Source organism: Nakamurella sp. A5-74 (genome assembly GCF_040438885.1).
In the GTDB taxonomy this organism is placed as follows: Bacteria; Actinomycetota; Actinomycetes; order Mycobacteriales; family Nakamurellaceae; genus Nakamurella.
This window is the reverse complement of sequence record NZ_CP159218.1, coordinates 251,655-276,919: the sequence shown is the minus strand read 5'-3', so window position 1 is coordinate 276,919 and position 25,265 is coordinate 251,655. Positions and strand designations below refer to the sequence as shown.

Sequence of the window (25,265 nt, the reverse complement as noted above, 5' to 3'; positions counted from 1 at the left end):
CATACTGTCGGCGCCGGGCAGAATGAGGCCGACGGCGGTCACGGACCGAGTGTGACCACCGGCTCGACCAGGAAGGTGTCATCGTGGCGTCCACCCCACCCCCGACGATCCGACAGGGGTCCCTCGGCGACCGGGTCGCCCACGAGCTGCGGGCCCGGATCATCCGTGGCGAGATCCCCGCCGGGACCCATCTGGTCGAGGACACCCTCGCTGCCGAGTTCGACGTCAGCCGCGGCCCGATCCGGGACGCTCTCAGGGCGCTCGACACCGAGGGCCTGGTGCGTTCGCAACGACGCGGGGTCCTGGTGCCGGGGTTCAGCATCGGTGACGTCCGGGAGCTCTACTCCGTGCGCGGCGCGATCGAGGAACTGTCCGTGCGGCAGGCCGTCGAGGCCGGCCCCGACTGGGCGGACGCGGCCGCCGAGGTCGACACCATGCGTCGGGCGGCCGCCGCCGGGGACCAGCACCTGTTCGCCCGGGCCGACCTGGCCTTCCACACCGAGATCTACCAGGGCTGCCGCAACCGACCGCCCGGGGGCACAGTGGAGACATGACTTCTTCGCACGGCACGCAGCCGACAGAGACCGAGTTCGACCTCATCGTGATCGGTGCCGGACCGGTCGGCGAGAATGTGGCCGACCGCGCCGTCCAGGGCGGGCTCACCGCAGTGATCGTCGAGAGCCAGCTGGTCGGCGGCGAATGCTCGTACTGGGCATGCATGCCGTCCAAGACGCTGCTGCGCCCCGGTTCGCTGCTCCGCGAGGTGCAGGCACTCTCCTCCACCGCCGGGTCGGTCGCGGGCAAGCTCGACGTGCGGGCGGTGCTCGCCGCCCGCGATGCGATGACGTCGCACTGGAAGGACGATGGCCAGGTCAAATGGCTAGACTCCGCCGGCATCACCCTGGTCCGCGGTCATGCCCGGCTGGCCGGGCTGAAGAAGGTCGAGGTCACCGCGCCCGACGGCTCTGTCACCACGCTGACCGCCCGGCACGCGGTTGCCGTCTCCACCGGCACGACGGCGATCGTGCCGCCCATCCCGGGCCTCGCTGACGTGAACCCGTGGACGAGTCGTGAGGCCACCTCCGCCACCGAGGTTCCCGGACGCCTGGCGGTGATCGGCGGCGGTGTGGTGGCCGCCGAGATGGCAACCGCCTGGAGTGATCTCGGCAGCGAGGTGACCATGCTGGTGCGGGGCGACAGCTTCCTCGCCGGCGTCGAGCCGAGGGCGGCCGAACGCGTGCTTGAGGCGATGCGCGAGCGCGGCGTCACCGTCACGATGAACGTGTCCGCGAAGTCCGTGGCGCGCCGGGACGATGTAGCCGTGCTGGAGCTGGACAACGGTCAGCAGCTGATCGCCGACAAGGTACTGGTAGCGACCGGCCGCGCACCGGCCACCAGCGATCTGGGTCTCGCATCGGTCGGCCTGAAGGACGGCGACTGGCTGACGGTCGACGACACGATGCTGGTGCAGGACGTCGAGGGCAATTGGCTGTACGCGGTGGGCGACGTCAACCATCGGGTGCTGCTCACGCACCAGGGCAAGTACCAGGCCCGGGCGTCCGGCGACGTGATCGTGGCGCGGGCGAAGGGCACTGCGGTCGACGACCAGCCCTGGGGCACGCATGTCGCGACCGCCGATCACGCTGCGGTTCCGCAGGTCGTCTTCACCGATCCGGAGGTCGCCGCGGTCGGGCTCACCGAGGCGCAGGCCCGCAAGGCCGGCCATTCGGTGCGGGTGGTGGACGTGGAGCTGTCGTCCGTCGCTGCCGCCTCCATCCAGGCGGATTCCTTCGCCGGCGCCGCCCGGCTCGTTGTCGACACCGAGCGGGAAGTGTTGCTGGGCGCGACTTTCGTCGGGCCCGGGGTCGCCGAGCTGGTGCACGGGGCCACCATCGCGGTGGTCGGCGAGGTGCCGATCAGCCGGCTGTGGCACGCCGTCCCGTCGTACCCGACGCTGAGCGAGATCTGGCTACGGCTGCTGGAGGCATGGGGACGACCCCCACGCTGATCGAGCACCCAACCCCCCGCTGGTCGAACGAGCGACTCCTCCGGTGATCGAGCAAGCGAGGAACGAGCGCGTCGAGATCCCGACGGATCATCGACCGAGTTCACGACGGGGGTACTCGAGCCATAGGGACGACCCCCACAGTGATCGAGCGAGCGACCCCCCGTTGATCGAGCAAGCGAGGAACGCGCGCGTCGAGATCCCGACGGGGGTACTCGAGGCGTGATGACCCCACGCTGATCGAGCAAGCGACGAAGGAGCGCGTCGAGATCCCGACGGATCATCCACCGACGCTACGACGCGGTCATGCTGCGGTACGGGACGGGTCAGTGGAACATCGAGACCTCCGTGGTGCCGTGGTGCTGAAACCTGCTGTCTCCCAACGGTAGGCGGCGGCAGGCCTCCGGAACGAGATGCACCACAGATGTGGACAACTTTGTCCCGATCAGGTCGAGTCGCACGGAATCGGTCCGCAGCAGGTGGCCGAGTCGGTAGCGTCCCGAGCGACCAACCGACCGGAAGGCCCACCGTGACGCTCCGTCCCGAGATCACCAACACCGACTCGAACCTGCCCCGCCGGCGCCGCCGCGCGAACGGCATCTTCGGGCTGCTGCCGTTCGTCGCGCTGTCGGCGCTTCAGGTGGTGCTGTTCTTCGCCGGCTACCCGGGCCACGACTGGCGCTACCTGACCGGGCTGCCGGTCACGGCGATCGGGCTGACGATCGCGATCAAGAACTGGGGACGGCCGAAGATGCTGCTGCTGGGAGCGGTGATCGCATTCGTGGGCTGCGTGTTCCCGTTCTTCATCACCGACTGATCGGGGCGCCGAGTCGAAGGATCAGGCGCGCGGAAAGCCCTGCAAGCCCTTGTCCGTCAGCACGATCGTCATCGAGGTGGTGTGCGCGCCGATCCAGCTCGGCCACGCCTTGTTCGCTCCGACCTCGTTCCCGTCCTCGTCGCACCACGACCAGCTCTCGCCGACGGGCCAGTAGGTCTCGCGTACTGGATTGCTGTCGGTGGGGATGTTGCCGGTCTCGGCCTCGACTGTCTTGCCGCACAGCCGCGGGGTGCTGCTCGTCGCCCGGACGGCCCGACCGGTGTTCACGTCGATCGAGAGGGGGCCCTTCGGCCCGGGCACGATCGCGTGGGTCTCGTCGGCCATTCCGAAGCTTCCGGACGTCTGCACGCCCGCTCCCTGCTTCAGCGGCACCTTCCAGCGACTCAGCCAGCCGGTCTTGAGGTCGATGCCTTGGAGCGCGACCGTGAGGCCGGTGTGCGTGGAACCCTGGTTCGAGTACTGCGACTTCGCCGCGGCTCCCCAGGTGCAGACGATCGGGGCGCCGGCGTCGCTGACAGTGGTGTCCAGACAGTCCCGATCGCTGCCGCGGAGAGCCCAGATCCGGTTGCCGGTGGTGGCCGAGATACCGACCAGGCCGATGTCGCGACCACGGTTGATCAGCGGGTAGGCCCCGTCCGACCGGATCGCGAGGCCGAGGCCCCGGACGTACACGTCGTCGACCGCCGGCGCGATGCTGACCGACGACAGCACCCGACCCGCCGGGATGATCGAGGAAGCCGGCACCTGGAAGCGGTTCCAGCCACGGCTCGTGCCCAGGATCGTCTGGGTGGTCCCGTCCTTCGTCAGGTAGACGTCCGGTGCGACCGCGGTCATCGAGGTGTGTACCTCATCCGTCGGTTCGATCTCCGCCGAGCCCGACTGGAGATCGAAGTGCACGGACACGAACCCGCCGTCGGGAACGCCGAGAACGGTGCAGATCAGGTCTCCGCAGCGCTCCAGGGAACTCTTCAGGATCAGCTCGCCGGCCGGACGCACGAGCTCGCGACCCGTTGCGGTGTCGACGATCGCCGGCCGCACCAGGGTGTAGCCGGGCACGGGAACCATCACCAACGCGCGGCTCCCGACCACAGCCGGCCGATGGAGTCCTCCGAGCACCCCGGCCAGGCTGGCGGGTTTCGACCACACCAGCTTTCCGGAAGCCACGTCCACGCCGATCAGCGAGAAAGTTCCCTTGACGGTGCCGTAGACCAGGGCCCGGTCGCCGGCGATCACCGGCTGGGACGCGGCGATGAACCCGCGGGCCGTCCATCGAGCGGCCGTCGCTGCGGTGACCGGAAGACGGGCAGGGACGGGGCTCTCTGCATCGGCGCGAATCGTCCGGGTGGTCACTGTCGCTGTGGTCATGGTCCCTGCCACGAGCGTCCGACCGATGGTGAAGAGCTGGTTCGACCCGATCGTCGCGCCGACGGTGCTCGGCAGCGCTGTGGTCTGCGTGGTGCGCGTGCCGGTCTTGTCGCAGGTGGCGACCGAGTCTCCGGTCTCCCGAAGCGGCTTCACGCCCACACCCTGCGTCGAGGCCGGCCACACCGTCGACTCGATCACGCTGTGGCACAGTGCTTTATCATTCCGGGTGGCCCGTCGTACACCGTTCGCGAGGTCCAGGACGACCCCCGTTCCCGCCGTGACCAGTGCGGAACCGGCACTGACCGCGCGGACCTTCTTCTCGAGATCTGCGGTCTTCAGACCGGCCACCCGGCCGACGACGATCGAGCTGCGGGGCCGACCGGTCGCGAGGTCCAGAGCTGCGACGGAGACCGTTCCGGCAGTGAACTTCTGCTGGGTGCTCCCGTAGCGGGTGTCCTTGCTGAAGGTGCACGTCAGCGCCGCTCGGGCTGCGACCGAGAGGCCGAACGGGTCGAAGCAGAACTGCAGATACCCGGGCTTCACCCACTTCCGCTGTCCGTCGGTGGCGTCGATGGCGAACGTCCTGGAGGCAGCCGAGATCCGCCCGTCCTTGCTGATGTCATCGAGGGACCCGACGAGCAGCCGCTGCGCCGGCAGGTAGCTCACGCTGTAGGCGGCATCCTCCGGCGGCTTGATGCCGAGGATCGAACTCTGGGACTTCTTCCACAGCACCCGTCCGTTGCGCAGCAGAGCGAACTGGGAAGCCGCTCCTTTCCGGGCGATCGAGATCAGACCTGAGTTGTCGACCGAACTCTGGTCGCCGGTGCCCAGCCCTGCAGCGACTGTGATCCTGGCCGTCCGCGGATCGACCGTCGCCATCCGATCGACGTCCCCCACGGTCTCGCCGACGCAGAAGGTGGTCCCGCACGCCCAGACACGCGAGAGGGATCCCTTGACCGCGCTGCTGTAGACGACCTTCCGGGTGGTCACGTCGACGACGCCGACGCGGGTCGAGGACAAGGTGAGCTGATCGGTCTGGGTGAAGGCGACCTTCGTGCCGATCACCGCCGGCTGGAAGTCCCTCACGCCGGAGTTCCACCAGCCACCGGTGGCCGTGCGCCAGATCGAGCGGCCGGATGTCGGATCCACGATGTCGAGGTAGGGAACCTCGTGGGTGGAGGTGTAGACGACGACGTGCTTCCCGACCGCCACCGGCTGGCCGAGCATCGGGTTGTCCTGCTTCTGCCAGAGGCGCTGCCACACCTTTTGCGGCGCAGCTGGTTTCGCGGGTGTCGATGACGGTGGTGATGCTGCGGACGATGCCGGTCGGCCGCTCGGAGCGGAGCTCGGGGCCGAGGAGTCGACCGTTCCGGAGGTGGCGGCGGCCGACGCGGAGACTCCCGCTGCCGCGCCGTCGACGCTGCCCGTGCAGGCAATCAGGCCGAGCGATGCGCTGAGCAGCAGCGCGAGAAGCGGTGTACGACGTGACATGTTTATCCCCCAGAGTCGACGCCCCCAGGGCACCGATGTGTCGAACCTACAACTGTCCGGACGGTGGTCGCTGCAGTTGTCCACAACCCTTGACCCGCAGGGCTGATGCCGCGTCGGTGCGGCTCGAGGTGAGGCCGACGACGACGAGTGTCAGCCTCCGGGCGTCGCATTCGGGTTGTCCACCAGGCGATCTCGGTACTCCAGCACCTGCAGCTGGGCGGTATTCTGTGTCGGTGCGACGTTGTCGACGACGCCGGTGACGACCGGGTCCACTCCGGTGGACTGCCAGCTGACCTCCCACTGCACCGAGGCTCCGACGCTCCACGATCCTGCGCCACCGGTGCGGTCCGCGGTCGACTTCCACCGATACGCGTGACCGCACTCAGGAGTTGTTCGCTGGCCAGGTGTACCGGAATCGGCCGCCGGGGCGCCGGGGCCGTTGCAAGTCAAGGTTGCGGTCGCACCCGTGGGTGACGACGCGCTGGCCGGCTCCCCGAAGTCCCAGGTCACCGACTTCATCCGGGCAGTGACGACCACACCCACACCGCCGGCCAGTCCCGCGGTGGCTTGATACTCCGTCCGCCCACCCACCCAGAACGACAGCGGCAGGTTGACCACCGCATCCTCCGCGTCCGGGCCGATGTTGATGTCGGGGGCGGGGAGGGTCAGCTCCCCCATCGCTTCAGCCAGGAAGTCCTCCGGCTGCGGAGGCGCCGGTGCCGGGATCGCGGGAGCGGGATCGGTGTAGCTGACGAAGGAGGAACCGTCCTCCATCCAGACCTCTCGTTGCTTCAGGTTTGTCCCTCCGGTCAATTCAAGTTGTCCACCGCACACGCGGATCAGCACGAATCCCTCGTCTAGTACTACAGCCGTAGATGGTGGTCTTGGGCGTGTTGTCGCAGGTCAGAGCGGCCAGCGCATGATCATTGGTGGTTGTGAAGACAACAAGAATCGCTGCGCTGGCCGCAGCCCACAGGATAGATCCTGACCGCTGGTGGGATGGGTTCGGCGCGCTGTTGGACCGGATCCGGCCCCGCTTTGCGCGTTACGAACCAGCTCGGCATGCCAGCGCGTTGATGTTGGGTTTGCTGTCCGGGTTGGATCGGAAGAACTGTTGGACCATCGCTGAGCATCGGGGCGAGGTGAGCCCGGATGGGTTGCAGCACTTGCTGTCTCGGGCGAAGTGGGATGCCGACTCGGTTCGTGATGATCTGCGGGACTACGTGGTGGATGCGTTCGGTGATCCAGCCGGGATCCTGGTGGTCGATGAGACTGGTGATGTGAAAAAGGGCGAGCACACCGTCGGCACGCAACGCCAGTACACCGGCACCGCCGGCCGGATCGAGAACGCGCAGGTCGCGGTGTATCTGACGTACGCGGCGCCGAGGGGACACGCGTTGATCGACCGGGCGCTGTATCTGCCCAGGTCCTGGACCGATGACCCGGTCCGCCTCGCTGACGCCGGGGTGCCGGCCGGGGTCGAGTTCGCCACCAAAACGGCGCTCGCGGCCAAGATGATCGGTGCGGCATTGGATGCCGGCGTCCCAGCCCGATTCGTGGCCGGTGACGAGGTGTACGGCAATGACTCCAAACTCCGCTCGGCGCTGGTCGACCGGCGCGTCGGCTACGTGCTGGCCGTCTCGTGTGACCACCGGACACCCAGCCCGGACGTACCGGTCCGGGCCGATCTGCTGGCCGACACCCTGCCAGCCAAGTCGTGGCAGACGTTGTCCGCAGGTGCCGGTACCAAGGGGCCGCGGTACTACTCGTGGGCACTGATCCGGATCCGTCCGGACGAGCCGGGCCGTCACTGGCTGTTGCTGCGCCGCAACATCTCCACCGGCGAGATGGCCTACTACCGCTGCTACAGCCCGCGGCCCGTCCCGCTGGCCGCCCTGGTCCGGGTCGCCGGCCAGCGGTGGAAGATCGAAGAGTCTTTCCAGACCGCGAAAGGCCAGGCAGGACTGGATGAACACCAAGTCCGCCGCTGGTGTTCCTGGCACCGCTGGTCCACTCTGGCGATGCTGGCGATGGCATTCCTGGCCGTCACTACCGCCGCCGAGAAACACCGACACCCCACACCAGCCGGCCTCATCCCCCTGACCATCAACGAGCTCCGCAGGCTCTTCGACGCCCTTGTCGCCGGCGCCGTCGCCACCCGCGAACACATCATCCACTGGTCCACCTGGCGCCGAAAACACCAAGCCACCGCCCGCGAATGCCACTATCACCGCAGGTCAGAAGACCTCCAACCCCAACTACGGCTGTAGTACTAGGGACTTGTTGTAAGCCTGCAGCGACAGCCTGTCGGTGGATGCGCGGTAGTAGCAGTTCGAAGGTTGCGATCTGCCGCCTGAGCTGCTTGGTCGCTTCTCGCCCCCAGCCTCAGCGAAAGCTTTCCGCTCCGCTGGAGTCTTGCCGTACACGGTCGCTGCGACCGTCGACGACGATTGCCCATCGGTCCCCGTGTTTTGAGCGGTAGTTGTGTTGATGGTGCCGTCGTCGGCCTCAGGTGCAGCAAAAGACGTGGTGGCCGAACTGGACAGCAGGATCGCTGCCATGCCGGCGACGAGCCCCGACCGCGTGACGATCTTCATCGGCAGGACTCGTCTTTATTATTGAAGATGCCCTGCACGCGCCAGACACCTGCGACCCGTTTGAAAGTCGCGTTCAAGTTCTCGTGAGACGAGCCGATGGTCACTGCATTTTTTGTGGCAACCTCGTATGTTCCGAACTTCGTTTGGTCCATGCAGTCCCTGATAACTGCCTCGTCACCCGCCAACGGCCCCCACGAGATCCGGCTCTTGATTGTTCCAAAGTAGGCCAACCCGCGCTGCTTAAACAGCTTCGCGCTTGACACAAAGCCCTCGTACTCATGACCCACTGCGACCGCCTTCGCTGCAATCGCAGTTCTTTCCGGTGACACGTTTCCGACGTCGTTGAGCACGTCCCAGTACTTGGCCCAAACGTTCGCGATCTCGGTCCGATCAGCGGCAGGGATACTGCCGGCCGTGGCCCGTGACGTCGTCGTCGGGGGCTTCGAGGTCGGTGGCTCCGTCGACTGCGAAGTCGAGGACGGCGGCCGCGTCGTCGAAGGAGTGGTGCTCGGTGCGGTCGACGACGGCTTCGACGTGGGGGTGCTGGGCACGGAGGCGGTGGGCGAGCCACTCGAGGAGACCGAGCCGGAACTTCGGGACGGTGTTCCCTGCGTCGTCGATCCCGATCCGGACGTCGTCACCACCGAGGGGCTGACCGTCAACGGGACCAGTCCGCTGCTCGTCGGGTCAGCGACGGGGTCCGACGAGCAGCCGGACAAGACCAGCACCGCAGCGACGAGAGCGCACAGTGCGTGTCTGCTGAATTGCGTCATGAATCTCCCCGACCCACCCGCGGAGCGGCCCTCGGGGCTACTCCTACCTGACGTCGGAGATTACCCGCAGAGCTCGGACAGTGCCCGGGTTGTCCACACGATGCACCCGATCCACCGGCTTCGACGTGCGAAATCCACCGATCGTGTGACTGGGTGACACCGAGCCGGCGGCGATTGTGGACAACTTCCGCGCCGGCTCGAGCAGCCGTGCCAATGTCCTGACCCATTGAGGGGAGGACCAGATGATCGGCACCATCACCGCCGGGCCCACGCTGGCCGGCGATCCGGACGCCATCCGCACCGCCGGCCGCAACTGGCGCACCGCTGCCATGGCCTGCGCTGCTGCAGCCGCACAGGTCAGTGCCGTCGCTGTCGTCGACGGCTTCCTCGGCGACGAGGCCGGAATCTGGGAGCAGCGCCTCGGACCACAGACAAGCGAGCTGCTCAGCACCCTCGCCACTGCGCGCGACATCGTCGGCGGCGCGCTCGTCGCCTACGCCGATGCCCTGGAGGACTGCCAGCAGGAGCTCCGCAGCCTGGCTGTCCACCGCATCGAAGCCGCCAACGCAATCGACCGGTGGAGCGACACCCCGACCGCCACACCCGACCTCGTCGACTCCGCCCGGCAGACGATGCACGACCTCGACGCCCGCGCCGCCGCGATCCACGCTCGACACGCGGCCGGCGCGCGGGCGTGCTGCGTCCAGATCGACCGCGCCACTGCGATGTCCCCCAGCCGCGTCGCCGGCGTCCAGCCCGGACTCAACCGGGTGCGCGATGTCGGAGGCGGGGCAGGGCGTTTCCACCAGTCCAGCAACGCAGTCATCGCCGGGTTCGCCCTCACCCACCCGGCCCAGACCAGCGCAATCGGCCCGTTCCTGACCACCGACAACCCCCGCGACGCCGAGAGTGACAGCGACAGCCGTGAGTCCGCGCCGCGACCGTGGATCGATCCCACACTGCAAGCCGCCTACCGCGACCGCTTCTACAACGCCTGCCTCGGCACAAAGACCGGGACGACCAGAGTCGGCGACACCACCGACATGCTGTGCGGCGTCCAGGCCGACGCGATCGTCGAATCACGCGAGAACATCCTCGTCGGCCTCCGCACCTACCCCCTCGCGCTCACCCAGGAAGAGGTCTACGGACTCGACGACGCACTCGCCGACGGCTGGGACCTCTTCACCACCTTCATGTTCAGCGGCTGCAAGACCGGCGGCAGCATCGGGGCCTGCATCTTCGACATCGCCTCCGCCCCGATCCCGTTCGCCAAGGGCGCCAAGGCGGTCAAAGTTGTCGTCGAGGTAGTCGACGACGGAGCCGACGTCGTCAAAGCAGGCGAGAAGGCCGCCGGCGCGGGGAAAGCGGCAGACGACGCAGCAGATGCCACTAGAACGCACCCGAAACCGGATGAGCCGTCAGGGACCGACACCCGCAACCTGTCCGAGAACGGGGCTCCGCGTCCGCCGGAAGCACAGCCCCCGATGACAGCCGAGGCCGCCCGCGCGTGGAACGAGAACCTGACCGACCAGCTCGCGCCAGGCGGGACTCCCATCGGGGCGCAGGGATCCAGACCGGAAATCCGAGAACTACCGGGTGGGGTGCCAGCGGCGCAGGACATGTTCAGCAGACTGGCCGCCCGCGGCAGGGTGGTCGAGAACTCGTCCGAGAGGACCCGCGTGGAGCTCCCCGGTGGCGGCTGGATCCAGTACCGGACGAAGATGACCAAGAGCGGCGACGTGCCTGTCACCATCGACGTCAAGATTCCAGGATTCACTCTCGTGGGAAGGCTGAAGTTCCAACCATGACCCAGCAGACCCTTGCCGCAGCCGTTGCGCTCGCAGAATCGATCAGCCGCGCAGTAGATGACTCGGACGTGCCCCTGCGTGCCGTGATCGATCGAGTTGGGTCGCACCCGGAGCGGGAAGCCATCGTCGAAGGCGTGGTCCGTGGGCTGGGGTTCGCGGGGGTCCGGCTGCTCAATCCTGCCGGGAACTCAAACGGTCAGGACTTCACGGGGTTCACGACGGGTTCACCCACCGACGAACTCGTCCTGCGCCGTCAATGGGGGCCCGACGGCAGATACCACATGCAGGGCAAGGGCGATGGCAGTGATCTTCCTTCCGGATTCGTGGGCCTCGTCGCCCTCGCAATTCGGGACGCGGACGCCCTCTCCCGCGAGATGGACGACGACTACGAGGGGCTCTGGGCCGTCGTCGATCGCATCAGAGCTGCACTGCCAGATGCGCCGGACCAGTTGGTGCACAACGTGGTCGGTGGCATGCTGCTCGGACTGGCGGATACCGGGATCATCGTCTACTCCGACGACTTCAAACCCTGGCCGGATCAACATCGAGCCTTCGAGCGAGTCCTCGAGAACTGGAAGCGCGCCGGAACGGACCCGGACATGTCCGATCCCTGGTTCGCCCGCGATTGATACTGGGACCGCGAAGATGGTCCGCAGACTGCCATCAGAAGATCCTCGGTGAGATCGGAGCCGACATGACCACCCTCGCCGACGACGTCCTGCCGTTGATGCGCTCCCGCGCGGAGTCGCACCGCTGGGACGCGGCGAACGCCCACGGACACGACATGCACCGAGGTGTCGACATCCTGGAAGCAGCAATCAACACGGCAGATCCTGCAGAGGTCTACGCCGTCACCCACAAGGCGCTGGCCAGCGCATGCACAGTGATCGCCCGTGCTGACGATTCCAGCGGCATCATCGGCGACGTCTGCCATCGGCTGCTGGCACTCCACCCGCAGGTCGCGGCGACCGCGAACGTCGCCCCGGTCAAACTGGTGGACTGGATGATCAAGTTCCAGTTCGAGGGGGTGGTCGACTATTTCGAACTCGATCCGGTCGCCTACGCACCCGCTCTGGGAGAGCGCGGCATGGTCACCTACCGGGCGCGGCTGGACGCGATCGCGGCCTCTCTCGGTCCACGCGCCTCCGATGATGCGCGGTTCGGTTCCGGGCACGCCCACGAGTGGTTCACGCTGGACCACAACGCCCGGCGGTTGGCCGTCCTCGATCGCGACATCGACGCGATCATCCGTACACATGCCAGGAGCCGGAAGGTCGCCGCGTGGCTGACGGACACCGCCAAGGCCTTCCAGGAGATCGGTGAGGTCGATCTCGCGATCGACTGGGCCGAGCAGGCCGTCGAGTTCGACCGCGGACACCAGTCGCTCACCGCTGCCTCGCACTGGTGCAGGCTGCTGGAGGAGCATCGGCCGAATGAAGTGTTGGCGGCCCGACTCCGGGTGTTCCGGCACTGGCCCTCAGCGGTCACAGCGGCCAACCTGCACCGGGCGACGGGCGCTGCCTGGCCGGAACACCGCGACGAGGTGATGGCCACACTGGCTGACAATCCCAGTGACAGCGTCACTTTCGTGCTCGGCACCCTGAACGACGTCGAGTGGGCGTGGCGGCTCGCGCAATCGCTCGCCCTCACCAGCGCCACCACCTGGAGTGAGCTGATCAAGGCTTACGAGAAGCTCGACCCGCTCGCTGTCCTGCCAGTCCATCAACGACTGGTGGACGAAACCCTCGTCGACGCAGACGCGCGCAATTATCGGGCCGCCGCGCAGCGTCTGCGGAAGATGCGCAAGCTTGCGGCCGGCACGAACAGAGCGGCCGACATCGATGCGTTCGTGGCAGAGCTGCGCGACACCCACCGGCGTCGTCCCAGACTGCTGCAGGAGTTCGACCGGGCCGGGCTGCCGTGACGCGTCGCCGATCGTCGTGCGGGATCGGCAGAGATCGTGCCGGACAGGGGCTTCGACGGTCGGTCAACACCGCGCATGGAGGACTCAGCTGTCTACGGCAGCTTGTTCGCGCAGATGTTCGCGCAAGTACGGCAGGGAGAAATCCACGTACCCGCGGCGGGTCGAGTGGATCAGTTCGGCCGCGATGAGGCGTAGCCGGTACTGGCTGGCGTAGTTGGCCACGACGTCCATTCGGCGTTGGACGTCCCCCATTGTCGACGGTCCGTCATCGCGAGCCATGGCCATCAGGAACATCTTGTCGATCGCGGAGACATCGCTCAACGCCGGTTCGTGGACGAGCGTTCCGAGTCGCCTGAGAGCGCGGCGAACTCCTTCCGTCGCGTCGTCCTCGGTGATCACCTGCTCCTGCGGGTGCAGACGCCAGGTTTGTGCACCGACAAGTTGCAGCAGGAAGGGGTAGCCGTCGGCGCCGTCCACCATGGTGCTGAGCGCCGCTGATCCGATCTTTCTACCGGCGGCTTCGATGGGTTCGCGGAAGGCGCGTTCGACTTCGCTGCGGGAGACGGTGCCGAGGGTGTGGCGCTCGGCTCGCCGTAGGAAGGTCAGTACGTCGTCATTGACGATGTCGCTGATCCCGGCGGCCAGACCCGCGCCGACGAAGGCGAGTTCGCGACCTTCGCGGAAGGCGTGCTGCACGGTGGTCGCCAACTCACGCAGGTCCGCGATCTGGTTGCGGTGGATCTCATCCAGCGTGATCAGGATGCCGGTGTCGTGATCGACGAGCAGATCGGTCAACACCTCGATCTGATTGCGCAGGCCGGCCTGAATCACGTGGGCCTCGATCGTCTCCCAGGTGACACCACCGATTCGCAATGGCGCCGTGACCCCGGTCAGCCGGCGCCTGACCGCTGCTGGGTCGAAGTCGCGCAGTAGCCGGGGGAGATGCTGGGTGGTGATCCGATCGATGAACCCAGCTGTGGCGGTCTCGCTGACCACCAGCCAGCCGCGCTCACGCGCACGGCCCTCGATCGCGTTCAGCATGACCGTTTTCCCTGATCCACGGGCGCCGGTGTAGAGCGTCGCGCGGCCGGCGGAGCCGGGACCGTCCTCGAGCGCTTCCTCGAAGTCCTGGATGACCTGTTCCCTGCCGACGAGCAACGGCGGGCTCACTCCGAAGCTGGCATGGAAGGGGTTCGACATCTGGTCACCCTAGCATCTGCTTTAGATTCTTTTAGACGCTTTAGTCTCGATTAGATTCGGCTACATCAGTCGTTGGGACGTGTCCAGGTCCTCGACCACCAGACTCAACTCGGCGCCGTATCGCTCGGTGACCAAGGAACATGAGCTTGGCGAGAGCGGAACGTGGACCGACCGCCGTGTTCGCGTGCCCGCGTTGAGTGGGCCCTCGTAGACGGTCACGGCGCCGAACTCGAGGTCGGTGTCACGAAGCTTGGCGGTCACTCGCGCGCGGACGACGGGAGCAGACAGATTGATCTCGATCGCGGTGATCTGCGTGATCCGCGCTACCGAGGCGGCCCACGACCAGCTACGGACGACGTCTGCTCGGAGCTGCGCAGATAGAACTGAATCTGCAGGCGGCTCCGTTTGTTCATCAGCTGGGCCACTGCCATCGGGTTCGTCCAGGGCCGGAGGCGTCGGCTGGGGCTCGGAAGCTCCGGGTGGCGGGAGCGGGCCGAACCAGGGAACTGTCTCAGCACCGGAATCCGGTGGGCGCACCGTTCCACCAGCGTCCGTCACCGTTCCACCCCCGTCACGTCTGGTTCGCTGCTGCGAGCCCTCCCAGCACACTGCCAGAGGCAGATCGTTCGGTCTAGCCTCGTGCTTTCATCGCGGGGTTCTTGAGGGTGTGTGTCGGTGAAGCAGAAAGGTGCTCTGACCTGCAAGGATAGGTCTTGTCTAGGGACCGTCCGTGCTGAAGATCAGGAGCACCTTTCTGGTGTCGAACTCTACCTCGTTGTATCCGCGGGTCCGTGTTGATCAGTCCGCGTCGGGTGTGGTGTCCCATGCCGGTTCGGTGTTGTTGACCGCGACGGCGGCACGGATCGGTCTGGACCGGGCGATGTCGCAGGTGTTGGCGCCGTGGCGGCCGCGGTTGGCGGTGCATGATCCGGGGAAAGTAGTGCTGGATCTGGCCATTTCGATGGCGGTGGGCGGTGACTGTCTGGCCGACATCGCGTTATTGCGGGCCGAGCCGGGCCTGTTCGGGTCGGTCGCATCGGATCCGACGGTGTCCCGCACCATCGACCGACTCGCAGCCGACGCGGACAACGTTCTCGCCGCGATCGGCGCTGCGACGGCTGTGGTGCGGCAACAGGTGTGGGCGCTGCGCGGTCAGGGGTCCCCGATCCACGAGGTGTCCGCGGAGCGTCCGGTGATCATCGATCTGGACGCGACGTTGGTGACCGCTCATTCTGACAAGGAACTCGCGGCGCCGACCCACAAGAAGGGGTTCGGGTTCCATCCGTTGCTGGCGTTCATCGACCACGGACCCGGCGGGACCGGTGAAGCCGCCGCCGGTGTGTTGCGGGCCGGGAACGCCGGTGCGAACACCGCAGCCGATCACCTCATTGTGATCCGGCAAGCGTTGAAGCAGCTGCCATTCGGTGCCCGGCCTGGCCGAAAGGTGTTGATCCGCACCGACGGCGCGGGGGGTACCCACGAGGTCCTGGACTGGTTGACCCGCCGCCGGTTGCAGTACTCGGTCGGGTTCGCTCTGAACACCCGCCATGAAGCGCGGATCCGGGCGCTGCCCGCGGCGGCGTGGACCCCGGCTTACGACCCGGGCGGGGTGCAACGCGAAGGCGCGTGGGTCACCGACGTGACCGGCGTGCTGGACCTGACCGGTTGGCCGGCCGGGATGCGGGTGATCGTGCGGGCCGAACGCCCACACCCCGGTGCGCAGCTGCGCTTCACCGACCTCGACGGGAACCGGCTCACCGCGTTCGCGACGAACACCAGCCGCGGGCAACTCGCCGACCTGGAACTACGCCACCGCCGCCGAGCCCGCTGCGAGGACCGCATCCGCAACGCGAAAGACACCGGTCTGCGGAATTTCCCGCTCCACGACTTCGCCCAGAACCGCATCTGGTTGGCGATCGCCCTGCTCGCCGGGCAGCTCACCGCGTGGCTGCAGCTACTGGCCCTGCACGGCACGAAAGCCGCTGTGTGGGAACCGAAACGACTGCGACTCAGGCTGTTCGCGACCGCCGGCCGCCTTGCCCGACCCCTGCGTGTCAGGCTGAGGTGAGGCCAGTGGTTCATTGCAAGTCCGCCTGACGCAGGGCGAGATCTAGAGGTTCGAAGTGACGGAAACATCGATGGTCCAGGATGAAACGATGTCTACTCCTGGTCCGCGTGAGGGTGGTCCTCGACGTCGTCGGGCGTTCACCCCCGCCGAGAAACTGCAGCACCTGGCCGGCTATGAGCAAGCCCGTGAGGGCGGTGAGGGCGGCGGTGGGGCGTATCTGCGGGAGCAGGGCATCTACTCCTCTCAGATCACCGCGTGGCGGCAGCTGCGCGACTCAGGGGTGCTGGCCGGTAAGCAGGCCGGCGAGAAAGTTGCCCGACCTACGGCTGATCAGCTCGAGATCGCGAGGTTGACGCGGGATCTGGAGGCCGCCCGGCGGCGGTTGGCGACCACGGATGCGGCGCTGAGCATCATGGGAAAAGCACACGCGCTCTTGGAGCAGATCTCCGAGAGCGCGGACATCGCCGATCAGCAACGCAAACGTTGAGATCGACCCATCAGGACCTGATCGGGGCCGGTGTGTCCACCCGGCGGGCAGCAGCTTTGACCGGGCTGCCCCGCTCCACTCAGGACCGCCTGACCCGCCTGACGCGACTGGAAGTGGTTGCGGCACCGAGCGATCCGGCCGGGGCGGGTCGCCGTCCGGTGAACCGGCTGACCGACGCGGAGCAGCAGCAGGTCCTCGGGGTCCTCAACAGCGACCGGTTCGCCGACAAGCCCCCCACACAGGTGTACGCGATCTTGCTGGCGGAGGGCACGTATCTGTGTTCGATCGCCACGATGTACCGGATCCTGAACCGGAACGCGCAGGTCAAGGACCGGCGCCGACAAGCGACCCACCCGGCACGGAAGGTCCCGGAACTGCTCGCGACGGGACCGCAGCAGGTGTACTCCTGGGACATCACGAAACTGAAAGGCCCGGTGCGGGGCAAGTATTTCGACTGTTACGTGATGATCGACATCTACTCCCGGATGATCGTCGGGGCGCACGTGCACCACACCGAAACCGCTGAGCTGGCCAAGGATCTGATGGACGAGGTGTTCGGCATCCAAGGTGTTCCGCACGTCGTACACGCCGATCGGGGCACGTCGATGACCAGCAAGAGCGTCGCGGCGCTGCTGGATGATCTGGAAGTCACCAGGTCCCATTCCCGGCCCAGGGTGTCCAACGACAACCCCTACTCGGAGGCCTGGAACAAGACACTGAAGTACGCGCCGGTGTTCCCGGAACAGTTCACCTCACTGCACGCCGCGCGGGAGTTCATCGCCGAGTTCGTCGACTACTACAACCACGACCACCGCCCCCACAGCGGGATCGGACTGCACACCCCCGCCGACGTCCACTACGGCCTCGCCCCAGCCGCGGCCCGACAACGATCCGAAACGCTCACCGCGGCCCGCGGTCGGCACCCCAGCCGCTTCGCGACCGACCGAGACCCGAAGATCCTCGACCTGCCCGCGGCCGCCTGGATCAACGAACCCAAGAAACCCGAGGAGACCACCGCAGCCTGAAACTCAACACCCGCTGGCCTCACCCGGCTTGACAACTTCCGGACACGCCCACCGAACCTGCCTACGCCTACCCACCCACGCGCCCTGGGCGCACCTGATCACCACAGCGATCAACCAGCTACACCCCGCGCCGACCTGACCCACCCAACCCACCCCGAACCCGCGACGATCAGCAACACCCCTGGGCCAGTGGAACCCCACGCCACCGCGCGACACGCGGCCCGAACCCCTACCCAGCAACACATCCGGAGGCGCAAAATGGTCCACAGACCCCGATCAGCCCGAGCCGGCCACCCGACGAAAGATCGAGGCTAGGAGCGCAAGCTGGCCGGCATCGTGACTGCACCAGCCAGCGTTCGCCACAGCGCGCTTCAATCGGGCCCAAGCAACATAGCCCTGCGCAGATCAGGCCGCGCCGGCCGCAAACCTGTTCCAGCTGAGCTCGAGAAGCTCGGCCGACGGGCGCTCTTCAGTCCTCTTCGGCACAGTCATGAGCTTCTGGCCGTGGCGTCCTTGTAGCCCGTGCAAGAGCATCGGGCCGTCCTTCTCCTGCAGAAGGTCAGCCCTAATTTGAACCACCAGATCAGGCCGGATCCCGAGGAACCCACGGTCATATGCCGCATGGTGAATCTTGCACAGCGCCAACCCGTTCCGAACGGCCGCGACTCCGGCTTCGTCACTGTCGGGAATGATGTGAGCGGCATCCAGGAGCTCGACATGGTTGAGCGCGCAGATGGCGCAACGCTGCTCGTAGGCACGGATCACCCCGACGCGGAACATGGGCTGATGCAAGCGCTGCTTCGTCTGGGTCAGCAGGTACTTCTCGATCCAACCTTCTGCAGGACTGTCAGGACGTAGGTCGACCCAGTCGCCTACGCTCACCACGAACTGGTGCTGATCGGGTTCTTCCGCCACGAGGTAGACATCGGTGATCGGGATGTACGCGTTGGGTTCCGCCCCAATGAACCAGATGAGCGCAACCCTCGATTTCATCGCATCGCGGAGAGCCTTGTTGTGATGATGATTTGGATCCGTTCCGCGCCATTTGTACCTGTGCAAACCATCCGCACCGATCTCGTCGAAGTACGGAGCCTCCTGGCCAGCCGGCGTGTGAGTCGTGCGGATCGTGAACGCGGCTGCCATCCAGGCCGGCTTCCAGATGCCAGCCTGATCAACGAGTCGCACCTGATCGCCACCGAAGAGGAACTCGGATCGCAGGTCGACACCGCGGATCGGAAGGGTCGCACCAAAAGACCGTTTCTCAACCCAATCGCGCGCCGCACTGCGAACAAGGTCCTCACGGGTCGACTCCCCTCCCGCAGCGGTCATGCCTTGACCCTGCCATCCGTCACCCCTCTGGTCTAGTGTCCGAGTGAGCGCGGGGGTAGCCAGCGCATCCTGGGGAGGAACCTCGTGTCGCTCGTCGCCTGGCTGGACACCTCGTTGGAGCAGCAGCGACGTGCGCGGGAGATCATCAAGTTGTTCTCGGACCCCCTGACCATCGACGACCTGGGCATCGGCCAGATCAGAGACGCGCTCGGCGACCGCCTGTTCCCGGGTAGCTCGACCATCCAGACCAGGGCGCGCTACCTGTTGCTGGTTCCCTGGGCGTTCCAGGTGGCGTCCGGGCCGACAAGCAGCACCCGCAGCCTCGTTGCCCGTGCCGAGGAGTACGAGCGGAGCACGCTGACATCGATCCTGAAGACCGACCCAGACGCGGTCGGCCTGATCGGCAAACGCGCCGGCAAGAACGTACGCACGCTCCCCTCGCAGATCTACTGGACGGCGCTCCGCACCTACGGAATCCTCGAGTACCCCATCGGCCGACAACAAGTCGGTCCCACGACGAGACGCGCCAGCGAGGCCACCGAGCTCGCCGAGCGCCGATCGGGACCGTGGGTTGCCACTCTCCCGCCCCGCCCGTCCGATTTCCCCTACTCCGTCGATGGCGGCCTGGAACTGACTTCTGAGGAAGCGAGCTGGCTGCAGGAGCGCATCCTCCTGTCAGTCCCTGACTCACTGCTGGCATCGCTGACGCGAAGCGCGGATCCGGGGGTTATCTATGAGACCCCCTCCGCGTGGGACGCCCTGCGCGCAACCGAGCTGCCCGACGACCAGCGCGATCTGCTGACCCATGCAGAGCTGTTCGCGCGCACCATGCAGGGCGCTGCCTGGGTCTACAACGTGCTGTTGGCCGAGGCCTACGCACGAGACGAGTACACGCCCCAGTACGGCGAAGTCGACGTAGACCATTATCGCGAGCAGTTCCGGGCATGGACCGACGAAATGCGGGCCATCATGCCCCGCACCCAGCATTGGGATCTGCCGGCCTTCTGGCAAACGCTCGGGACAGCCGCGTACCGGATCGCTCCTGCAACTCAGATCTTCGTCAACCGTTGGATCGAATCCGTCCGGGACGGATCTGCCCTCACCGCGCTCGACAACCAGGCGCTGCGAACCATGATTCAGCGGCGGGAGAGCGCGAAGAAAGGCCCGCAGGCGATGCTGGGCAACTCGCGCCGGCTGGCCAGCTGGACAGGCAACTCCGGCACCGGGTTGCTGACGTTCCGCTGGGCGAACGTCACCCGCATCCTCGCCGACATCCGAGAGGGACTCGACAGTGCTGGCACCCGATGACCGACAGCTGCTGCTCAGTCATCTGCAGCCGCCGCCCGGACTCCGACTGCGACACGCGGTCGGCACCACCTTCACGCTTGATCTGGAGGCGGCGCTCCTCGCCCCGCTCGCCGCAGCCACCCGAATTCTCAACGACGCCAGCAAACGTCACCCGATCGCGATTCTCGAGGCGCTGCGCTCCAGCGTCGACAAGATCGACATCTTCTTCCAGAACGGGTATCTCGCAGCACCGGCTGCATACGCCAAGTTGAACGCCTTCCTTGAGCGGTCGTTGCACCCGGTCCGACCGCCCAAGCCCGGGTACCTCTTCCACCCAAAGGTGTGGATGCTGGAGTTCAGCAGCCTGGACGACGACGAACCCATGAAGTACCGACTCATCGTGGCCACGCGCAATCTGACCTCGTCAGTGTCGTGGGACGTGATGGTCGCTCTGGACGGCGAACCCGGGACCCGCCCCCTGGCCAGCAACCGTCCGCTCGCAGCTCTGATCCGCGCACTGCCCGGCCTGGCCCACGACACCCTGCAGCCCGAGCGCGCAGCGCGGATCGCGACCCTCGCCGAAGCAGTCAGGCGCATCAACTGGGACCAAACTGTCGGGGTGGACGAGCTGGCCTTCCACGCCTTCGGCATCGACGGCGAGCCGGTGAACCCGGACTTCAGCGGATCGAAGGGCCTGATCATCTCGCCGTTCGTCTCGTTGCGTGGTCTCGAGCGCGTCGCCGCCGACATGAAGACTCTCGACGTCGTTTCTCGCACTGATCAGCTCGCCCAAATCTTGCCCGCCGACCTGGACGCGTTGCAAGCGCAGCTCTTCGTCGTCCGACCTGATGCCGGTCTCAACCCGGAGGAGACCGGCTCCGACCCGACGCCTGATCCGGAAGATCAAGACCAAGTGGCGGCTACAGCGCCTGGCGTCCTGCTGGACGGACTCCACGCGAAGATCATCGTCACCGAGCGCGCAAGCAAGGCGCACTTCTTCACCGGGTCACTCAACACGACCGACAACGCGTTCACCGGGAACGTCGAGTTCCTGCTGGAGATCGTGGGCGCGCGCAAGGAGTACGGGGTCGACGCCATCCTGCACAAGGACGGCATGGGCGGGATCCTGGAGCCTTTCGCCCGACCCGACGTGGAACCCGCCGCAGCAGACGAGCAGGACCTGGCTCTGGATGCAGAGCTCTCGCGACTGACGGAGCTCCATCTCGCCTGCACGCTGACCGGAGCTCGCGACAGGATTCGTGCGGAGATCACCTCGGCAGAGCCGGTCGCCCTGGACGCCGCCTTCACGGCGAAGCTCAGCATGGCGGGGGTGAACGGGCGTTCCATCGCACTGCTCGGCGGCGAGGCAGTGGCTGGTCACATCCCAGGTCTGTCCGTCGAAGACGTGACGTCCTGGGCAGTCCTGACCGTGGAAGATCATCGCTCCCAAACACGGACCACCTTGGTCAAAATGCGGCTGATCGGCGACGACAGCGAACGCCTGGACGCGGTGATGGCCTCCCAGATCGACTCCACCGAGAAGTTCCTGGCCCTCCTGCGGTTGTTGTTGGCTGAGGACGCCGACAGCATCACCCAGGAGCTGGGTGCCGACATGGATGGCAGCGGGTTCTTCGAGTTCGGCCAGATGCTTGGGCAAGGACTGTTCGAAGGTCTGGTTCGCGGGCTTGCCGCGAAACCGGAGGCGTTGCACACCATCACCGATCTCATCGAGCAGCTCAGGAAGCGCGGGGCCGAAGACGTGATTCCTCCCGGCCTGCTGGAGTTGTGGCCGGCCTTCCTCGAGGCCGGCGCACGCTTGGAAGGAGCCCGCTCATGACGCGCCAACGGTTCTCCGCAGCAGCGGTCCGCGACGAGCTCTACCCCTTCCAACAGCGCACCGTGGATCACGTCATCCGGCGCTTCTACGGGCCCGATTCCACCCGGCGCTTCCTCGTGGCCGACGAGACCGGTCTCGGCAAGAGCATCGTGGCGCGGGGCGTCATCGCTCGTGCGATAGAGAAGCTGCAGGACGATCCCAGCACGAACCGCATCGACGTCGTCTACATCTGCTCGAACGTCGATCTCGCGCGCCAGAACCTCGCGCGGCTGAACGTCATCGGTGACGCTCCGGCCGAGGCGTCGCGGCTGACCCTTCTCGCAGCCGCCAAGGGCCGTATCCATGCTGACGATGGCAAGTGGGTCAAGCCCGTGAGCGTGGTGTCCTTCACCCCAGGTACTTCACTGTCTGGAGGCGGGCTCGGTACTGCGGAGGAACGACTCTTACTGCTCGAGATCCTGACGGAGGACCTTGAACCGCTTGATCACTACGGCCTACGTGCCGCCTACCGGGTGTTCAGGGGTGGCGTCCGCAAGCTGGAACGGATGGAGGAGCGACACCGGTCTCTGAAGCCCAGCTGGACGGACCTCGACGCCGAGGTGGTGGCCGAGGTTCGTCGTTTGGCGCGCCAGCCTTTCGGCGACGGCATCTCACTGATCGAGTGGCTGAACGGGCTCATCACCGAACATCGCAAGGCATCGAACATCACCGACGAACTCACCGCCGAGGCACGATGGGCGATCGGTGAGGGTCGGAAAATCCTGTCGCAGGCCGGCCTCAACGCCTTGTCTCCGGATCTGGTGATCCTGGACGAGTTCCAGCGCTTCGACGATCTGCTGCAGGCCGACACTGCTAGCGGCGAGCTCGCTGAGCAGATGTTCAGCCATCCGCGGGCGCGGGTGCTGTTGCTCTCGGCCACGCCGTTCAAGGCGTTCACCCTCGCCGATGAGCAGGAGACGGAGGACCACGAGCAGGGGCTGTTCGGCACGCTGCAGTTCTTGGCGCGTGGCGGATCCCATCACTCGATCGGCGACATCAAGTCCAATCTCGCAGCCTTCCGAGCCCGGGTCGTCAGTGGGCATGGTGGCGGTGACGAACTAGCGAAGACATTGCGCTCGCAGCTGCTGCCGCTCATGTGCAGGACCGAGCGCCCCGCTGATGTGCAGCGCTCACGGGTGGTCGAAACCGTCCACACTGCAGCGTCCGTCAATGCAGACGATCTGGTGGAGTACGCCCACCTGTCCGATCTGGCGCGCGCCGTGGACAGCGAGTTCAACGTCGAGTACTGGAAATCCTCGCCGTACTTCGCGAACTTCATGGACGGCTATCAGCTGCACACACGGACCAAGGCCGAGCACGCGTCGCTGCTGGACACGCTCAGCAAGATGCGCACCCTGCCGACCGAGCTGATGACCCGTCAGCAGGAGATCGACCTCGGGAACGCCAAGCTTCGAGTGCTCGCTCATCAGACGGTCGGCGCAGGCTGGGAGAAACTGCTGTGGGTCCCGCCGAGCTTGTCGTACACGGAGCCCGACGGCCCGTTTGCCGACGCTGCCGGGATGACGAAGAAGTTGCTCTTCTCTTCGTGGAACGCCGCCCCGACCGCGGTCGCGGCGTTGCTGACTTACGAAGCAGATCGGCGCCTCGCCGGAATGGCCGAGAACGCCGGCCGGGCAACCCGTCCGACCGCGCGGCTCCAGTACCGCGTTGTCGACGGACGAGCCGCATCGATGTCGACGCTCGCACTGTTTTGGCCCATCCCGGCGCTGGCGAAGCTGGCAGACCCACTCGCCTCCGCTCGCAGTTTCGGACGCGCTGCGGGCGTCGACGTGGTGCGCGCGCGCATCCGTGGGGTCGTCACCGAACGCCTAGGAATAGCTCAGCGAGAATCCGCTGCCACAGCGTCTGAAAGTGCCTACTGGGCAGCTGCTTTCGCCTTCGAAGCGACGGGCGCGAGCACGGCGGATGCAGGGAGCCCCGCCAACCTGGCCGCTGCGCTCGCACCGGTTGCAGGCGAGGAGGACGGCGGATCTGCCGGCGCTCTCCGGCATGTCGAGGAAGTGGCGCAGCTGGATCTGAGCAGCGAGAGCTCATGGCCGCCAGACCTGGCCGAGACAATCGCCGATCTGGCAGCGTTCGGGCCGGCCAACTCGGCGTGGCGGGCGCTGAAAAGACTCGTGGGGCCGGACGACACGGTCTCAGACAACGGCCTGTGGGCTGCCGCTTGCATGATCGCCGACGGGATCCGGTCACTTTTCAACCGGCCCCAGGCGATGAACCTGCTCGATGGTCTCTACGGCACGACTTTGCCGTACTGGCGTGCCGTGCTGCAGTACTGCGCCGACGGCAACCTCCAAGCTGTGCTGGACGAGTATCTCCATCAGCTGGCCAACGACCCGCCTGGTCCGCTCACCGACGAGCGGCTCGCGACGATCGCCGACGTCGCACGATCAACCCTGTCGTTGCGTCGTGTCACCTTCCGAGCGTTTGATCCGGCGACGGGCGAGAGCGACATTCCGCTCGGTGCCGGATTCGCCATGCGGTATGGAGCGCGGGCCGGCTCGTCTGATGCTGGACACCGCCCGCAGGAGGTCAGACAAGCGTTCAACAGCCCGTTCTGGCCGTTCGTCCTGACATCCACGTCCGTGGGCCAGGAGGGCATCGACTTTCACCCGTGGTGCCACAGCCTCGTGCATTGGAACATCCCGCCCAACCCCGTCGACTTCGAGCAGCGCGAAGGCCGCATCGACCGCTTCCGCGGGCACGCGGTCCGCCGCAACATTGCCGCCGACCTGACACAAGACATACTCCGGGGCTCCCCCGGTCGGCATCCCTGGGATCTGGCCTTCGAGCTGGCGGAGACCAGGTCGGAGCAGCGTGATCGGCTGTACGCCTCTTGGCTCTACGACGGACCGGCCAAAATCGAGCGGACGCTGCTCCAGTTCCCGTTCAGCAGGGATGAGCTCGTACTCGAGCGTGTGAGACGAAACTTGTTCAATTACCGGCTAGCGTTCGGACAAGGCCGCCAGGAGGATTTTGTCGAACTGGCGAGCACCGCGGGAGCCGCCTCGTTTGGCACATATCTTAAGCCTTGAGCGACGTGCCGGTGAAATCCGGTTCGGCTCTGTTGTGCAGAATGGAGAAACATCACTTCACGCGGCACCGTTGGTCATCTCGTAGACTTCGAACAGGATTGAGGTTAATCGAGCAACGCTGTCTCGCCTGCTGGCC

17 protein-coding genes and 2 pseudogenes are annotated in these 25,265 nt (G+C 66.4%); 13 read left to right on the top strand and 6 right to left on the bottom strand.

Annotated elements, in window-relative coordinates:
- Positions 1-83: 83 nt before the first annotated feature.
- From ABLG96_RS01245 to ABLG96_RS01235, 3 genes are all read left to right on the top strand, one after another.
- A complete protein-coding gene (locus ABLG96_RS01245) occupies positions 84-554 on the top strand; it encodes a GntR family transcriptional regulator (protein WP_353649615.1) in 471 nt (156 codons plus the stop codon).
- On the top strand, positions 551-2,008 hold the full coding sequence (locus ABLG96_RS01240; protein WP_353649614.1) for an NAD(P)/FAD-dependent oxidoreductase: 1,458 nt from the start codon (positions 551-553) through the stop codon (positions 2,006-2,008). The genes ABLG96_RS01245 and ABLG96_RS01240 overlap by 4 nt, the downstream gene beginning before the upstream one ends.
- Before the next feature lie 526 nt (positions 2,009-2,534).
- Complete coding sequence (locus tag ABLG96_RS01235; RefSeq protein ID WP_353649613.1) at positions 2,535-2,822, top strand: hypothetical protein; 288 nt, start codon at positions 2,535-2,537, stop codon at positions 2,820-2,822.
- A gap of 21 nt (positions 2,823-2,843) precedes the next feature.
- Here ABLG96_RS01235 and ABLG96_RS01230 read toward each other — a convergent pair whose 3' ends face one another.
- Positions 2,844-5,783: a hypothetical protein gene (locus tag ABLG96_RS01230; RefSeq protein ID WP_353649612.1), complete on the bottom strand. Its 2,940-nt coding sequence runs from the start codon at positions 5,781-5,783 to the stop codon at positions 2,844-2,846.
- A gap of 66 nt (positions 5,784-5,849) precedes the next feature.
- The gene (locus ABLG96_RS01225) at positions 5,850-6,473 is read right to left on the bottom strand and encodes a hypothetical protein (RefSeq protein ID WP_353649611.1); all 624 of its coding nucleotides are present in this window, start codon (positions 6,471-6,473) and stop codon (positions 5,850-5,852) included.
- Between the two features lie 302 nt (positions 6,474-6,775).
- Here ABLG96_RS01225 and ABLG96_RS01220 point away from each other — a divergent pair, with 302 nt between their 5' ends.
- Positions 6,776-7,969 (top strand): IS701 family transposase, encoded by a 1,194-nt coding sequence (locus ABLG96_RS01220; protein ID WP_353651345.1) that lies wholly within the window; start codon positions 6,776-6,778, stop codon positions 7,967-7,969.
- On the opposite strand, the gene ABLG96_RS01215 is transcribed toward ABLG96_RS01220, so the two are convergent.
- Both ABLG96_RS01215 and ABLG96_RS01210 read right to left on the bottom strand, forming a co-directional pair.
- On the bottom strand, positions 7,958-8,296 hold the full coding sequence (locus tag ABLG96_RS01215; protein ID WP_353649610.1) for a hypothetical protein: 339 nt from the start codon (positions 8,294-8,296) through the stop codon (positions 7,958-7,960). The genes ABLG96_RS01220 and ABLG96_RS01215 overlap by 12 nt on opposite strands.
- On the bottom strand, positions 8,293-8,646 hold the full coding sequence (locus ABLG96_RS01210; RefSeq protein WP_353649609.1) for a hypothetical protein: 354 nt from the start codon (positions 8,644-8,646) through the stop codon (positions 8,293-8,295). The genes ABLG96_RS01215 and ABLG96_RS01210 overlap by 4 nt, the downstream gene beginning before the upstream one ends.
- Positions 8,647-8,710: 64 nt before the next feature.
- Between ABLG96_RS01210 and ABLG96_RS01205 the strand changes: the two genes are divergently transcribed.
- The 4 genes from ABLG96_RS01205 (at position 8,711) to ABLG96_RS01190 (ending at position 12,801) form a co-directional block, all read left to right on the top strand.
- Entirely contained in the window at positions 8,711-9,226 is a 516-nt protein-coding gene (locus ABLG96_RS01205; protein WP_353649608.1) for a hypothetical protein, read from the top strand.
- 85 nt (positions 9,227-9,311) lie between these two features.
- Positions 9,312-10,877: a hypothetical protein gene (locus ABLG96_RS01200; protein WP_353649607.1), complete on the top strand. Its 1,566-nt coding sequence runs from the start codon at positions 9,312-9,314 to the stop codon at positions 10,875-10,877.
- A complete protein-coding gene (locus tag ABLG96_RS01195; RefSeq protein ID WP_353649606.1) occupies positions 10,874-11,506 on the top strand; it encodes a hypothetical protein in 633 nt (210 codons plus the stop codon). Before ABLG96_RS01200 ends, ABLG96_RS01195 begins: the two co-directional genes overlap by 4 nt.
- Positions 11,507-11,571: 65 nt before the next feature.
- Positions 11,572-12,801 carry a DUF6880 family protein gene (locus ABLG96_RS01190; RefSeq protein ID WP_353649605.1) on the top strand — a complete coding sequence of 410 codons (1,230 nt, stop codon included), beginning with the start codon at positions 11,572-11,574 and terminating at the stop codon, positions 12,799-12,801.
- An 84-nt stretch (positions 12,802-12,885) separates the two neighbouring features.
- Here ABLG96_RS01190 and ABLG96_RS01185 read toward each other — a convergent pair whose 3' ends face one another.
- Positions 12,886-14,001, bottom strand: coding sequence for an ATP-binding protein (locus tag ABLG96_RS01185; protein WP_353649604.1), 1,116 nt, complete (start codon positions 13,999-14,001; stop codon positions 12,886-12,888).
- A gap of 757 nt (positions 14,002-14,758) precedes the next feature.
- Between ABLG96_RS01185 and ABLG96_RS01180 the strand changes: the two are divergent.
- Both ABLG96_RS01180 and ABLG96_RS01175 read left to right on the top strand, forming a co-directional pair.
- Positions 14,759-16,042 (top strand): annotated as a pseudogene (locus ABLG96_RS01180) (IS1380 family transposase); the annotation flags it as partial.
- A 115-nt stretch (positions 16,043-16,157) separates the two neighbouring features.
- Positions 16,158-17,581: pseudogene (locus ABLG96_RS01175) on the top strand (IS3 family transposase).
- A gap of 405 nt (positions 17,582-17,986) precedes the next feature.
- Here the strand turns inward: ABLG96_RS01175 and ABLG96_RS01170 are convergent.
- A complete protein-coding gene (locus ABLG96_RS01170) occupies positions 17,987-18,910 on the bottom strand; it encodes an HNH endonuclease (protein ID WP_353649603.1) in 924 nt (307 codons plus the stop codon).
- Between the two features lie 84 nt (positions 18,911-18,994).
- Between ABLG96_RS01170 and ABLG96_RS01165 the strand changes: the two genes are divergently transcribed.
- The 3 genes from ABLG96_RS01165 to ABLG96_RS01155 are packed head-to-tail and all read left to right on the top strand — an operon-like array spanning position 18,995 to position 25,129.
- Positions 18,995-20,218: a DUF6361 family protein gene (locus tag ABLG96_RS01165; RefSeq protein WP_353649602.1), complete on the top strand. Its 1,224-nt coding sequence runs from the start codon at positions 18,995-18,997 to the stop codon at positions 20,216-20,218.
- On the top strand, positions 20,202-22,034 hold the full coding sequence (locus tag ABLG96_RS01160) for a phospholipase D family protein (RefSeq protein ID WP_353649601.1): 1,833 nt from the start codon (positions 20,202-20,204) through the stop codon (positions 22,032-22,034). The genes ABLG96_RS01165 and ABLG96_RS01160 overlap by 17 nt, the downstream gene beginning before the upstream one ends.
- Positions 22,031-25,129 carry a helicase gene (locus ABLG96_RS01155; protein WP_353649600.1) on the top strand — a complete coding sequence of 1,033 codons (3,099 nt, stop codon included), beginning with the start codon at positions 22,031-22,033 and terminating at the stop codon, positions 25,127-25,129. Before ABLG96_RS01160 ends, ABLG96_RS01155 begins: the two co-directional genes overlap by 4 nt.
- Positions 25,130-25,265 lie beyond the last annotated feature (136 nt).